Annotated in this window: 2 protein-coding genes; one reads left to right on the forward strand and one right to left on the reverse strand. The window is 71.9% G+C overall.

Translation table 11 applies throughout. The features are described 5' to 3' along the window. Positions 1-648, reverse strand: a 648-nt coding sequence (locus OTB16_RS39055; protein ID WP_267727694.1) for a ScbA/BarX family gamma-butyrolactone biosynthesis protein, incomplete at its 3' end; no start/stop codon positions are given. Between the two features lie 500 nt (positions 649-1148). Here OTB16_RS39055 and OTB16_RS39060 point away from each other — a divergent pair. Then, the gene (locus tag OTB16_RS39060) at positions 1149-2633 is read left to right on the forward strand and encodes a cytochrome P450 family protein (RefSeq protein WP_267727696.1); all 1485 of its coding nucleotides are present in this window, start codon (positions 1149-1151) and stop codon (positions 2631-2633) included. Positions 2634-2986: the final 353 nt, after the last annotated feature.

Raw genomic sequence — 2986 nt, forward strand, 5'->3', positions numbered from 1 at the left:
GTCGTGGGGGTGGGTTCTGCCGGCGGTGGCGGGGGGTATGGGGGTGTGGCGGGGGAGGGGGTGGGTTGAGCTGTTGTGGCTGCGGTTGCCGCGCAGGCGGCGGTAGGTGGCGGGGGTGACGCAGGAGAAGCGGGCGGTGCCGTGGGCGACGGGTTCGTTGTTGCGGTGGATGGTGACGTGGAGGTGGCCGGAGAAGCGGTTGCCTTTCCAGGCGAAGCCGGTGCAGGTGGCGTGGATGGTGAGGTCGCTGGGGCCGCGGCCGATGTGGAGGCGGTCGGGGTGGGTGGTGAAGTCGAGGTTCCAGAGCAGGACGTTGTGGTCCAGGGGGACTCCGTATACGGCGTGGCAGAGGTAGAGGCCGGTCTGTCTGACGGTTTCGCCGGCCTGGACGGGGTCGTGGCTGGTGCCGTCGGCGCTGGTGAAGAAGGTGTGGGCGCGGGGCCATTGGCCGGTGAGGAGGTAGGTGTCGGGGCCGGTGGGTTCGCAGCCGGTGAGGAAGACCTCGGCGAGGGAGCTGCGGTGGACGTACTCCCGGGGGACGGTGGTGGTGAGTGCGGGTAGGGGGGCCTCGTTGCAGCGGGTCCAGGTGTGGCCTGTTCCGGGCTGGGGGAGGGCGGGTGTGTTCGTCTGGATCGTCAGCATGGTCATGGACGTCTCCCGCGGAACCGTTTGACGGATGGGACGGGTTGCTCACGCGATTCGCAAGATACGGACTCTCCGGTTTTGTTTGCAAGGTTTCCGTGGGGAGGGGATGTCGCCGGTGTGCCGGGGGCTGGCGGCGGGAGTGCGGGTGGCGGGGGGCGGGCGTGACGCCGACCAGCGGATATCGGGGCGGGAGGCGCCGGCCGTGGTGGCAGGGCCGCGGCTCCAAGTGGGAGCCGTGGTTCCGGTCGTATGCGCCGGTCCGACAGGGTGTCGGCACGTGCTGTTCAGATGGCGGCCCCGGAGCCGGGCCCGGGGGGCGGTGCGGCGCCGGGCCGGGTCCGGCAAACCATTGGCAGGGGGGGGTGGGTCGGTGTAAGACTCGGGGCCGCCGCCGGTAAGTTAAGAACCGGACGGGCGGTTTTTTAAACAGGGTGTTGACTGTCCGGTACGCCCTGTCGCCGCCGTCCTTCCTGGAGTGTCTTCAGATGAACCGTCAGTGCCCGATGGCGATCGATGTTTCCGGTGTGCGGATGCATGCCGAGGCGGCTCGTTTCCGTGAGGAGGCGCCGGCGGTGGCGGTGCTGCTGCCGGGAGGGGTGGGTGCGTGGGTGGTGAGCCGGCATGCGGACATTCGTCGTCTGCTGGTCGATCCGCGGGTGTCGAAGGATGCCTACCGGCACTGGCCGGCGTGGAGGGGCGGGGAGGTCGGCGGTGAGTGGCCGCTGGCGATCTGGGTGTCGGTGCAGAACATGATCACCGCTTACGGGGAGGAGCACACGCGTCTGCGCAGACCGGTGGCCGCCGCTTTCACCTCGCGGCGGGTGGCCGCGATGCGGCCGCGGATCGAGGAGGTCGTGTCCGGGCTGCTGGACGGGCTTGCCGGGTTCGCGCCGGGCCGGGTGGTGGACCTGCGTGCGGAGTTCGCGCATGAGCTGCCGACCCGGATCGTTTCGGAGCTGTTCGGGATACCCGAGCGCTGGTGGGCGCCGCTGCACAGGATAATCAGGGCGTTCTTCGACACGGCGATCACCGCCGAGGACGCCCAGCGCAACGCGGCCGATCTGCATGTGACCATGGCCGGCCTGGTCGCCTACCGGCGTGAGCACCCCGGTGACGACATGACCAGCGCGCTCATCGCCGCCCGCGACGCCGCCGCCGCCGCCGCCGCCGCCGCCGCCGCCGCCGCCGCCGCCGCGGCCGCGGCCGCGGCGGATGGCCGCGGCGCGGGCGATACCGCCGTGGACGACGCCGGCGCGGGTGATGCCGCTGCTGTGGATGGCGGCGCGGAGGGCGGTGGGGGCGGTATCGCCGGTGCGGCCGGGGGTGGCGGTGGGGGTACCGCCGTCGCGGGTGGTGGTGTGGGTGGTGGTGTGGGTGGTGGTTCGGGTGGTGGGGGCGGGGCGGCCGGGGGGGAGGGGGAGCGGTTCAGTGAGAAGGAGCTGGTCGACAATCTGATCCTGCTTTTCACGGCCGGTTATGAGACGTCCGTCAATCTGATCAGTACTGCTCTGTATGAACTGCTGCGTGAGCCGGGTCAGTTGAAGCTGGTCCGGGAGGGTTCCGCGTCCTGGGAGGATGTGGTCGAGGAGGCGCTGCGGATCGAGCCGCCGGCCGCGTACGGGCTGTTGCGGTTCGCGGTGGAGGACATCGACATGGGTGAGGGTGTGGTGATTCCCAAGGGGGACCCGATCATCGTGTCGTTCGGGTCGGTGGGGCGGGATCCGGACCTGCACGGGGCGGACGCGGACCGTTTCGAGGTGACCCGTCCCACGCGGGGGCAGCACCTGTCGTTCGGCTTCGGTACGCATTACTGCCTGGGGGCGACGCTGGCGCGCCTGGAGTGTGCGATCGCGGTACGGCGGCTGTTCGAGCGGTTCCCCGGGGTGGTGCTGGCGCCGGGGGAGCCGGGGCGGGTGGAGTCGTTCATCTCCAACGGGCTGCGGGAGCTGCCGGTGGTTCTGGGGGACCAGGCGCGCGACGCGGCCTGAGAGGCGCGGACACGGGATGCCTGAGGTCCGCGGACACGGCAACCCGTGGGGGCGGGTGGGGGGGGGGGGAGCGCCTGAGGCGCGTGGACACGGGAACCCGTGGGGTGCGCGGACACGGCACCGCATGAGGCGCGCGAACGCGTGAACGCGGGCCGCCTGAGCGTGCGGAGGCGGGAACGCGGGCGCGCGGGTGCGGGCCGCCGCCGTCTTGGGGTGCGGGGGTGCGGGGGTGCGGGGGTGCGGGGGTGCCTGAGCGTGTGGGGCGGGAAGGCGGGTGCGCGCGGGTGCGGGTCGCTGCCGTCCCGGGGTGCGGGGTGTGGGTCGCCTGAGGTGCGGACGAGGAGTGCCTCAGG

It is taken from the genome of Streptomyces antarcticus, assembly GCF_026627255.1.
GTDB lineage: Bacteria > Actinomycetota > Actinomycetes > Streptomycetales > Streptomycetaceae > Streptomyces > Streptomyces antarcticus.

What these genes read in the sequence shown, in the direction of transcription:
- OTB16_RS39060 (WP_267727696.1), top strand. Translation starts at nt 1,149, where the DNA reads ATGGCGATCGATGTTTCCGGTGTGCGGATGCATGCCGAGGCGGCTCGT.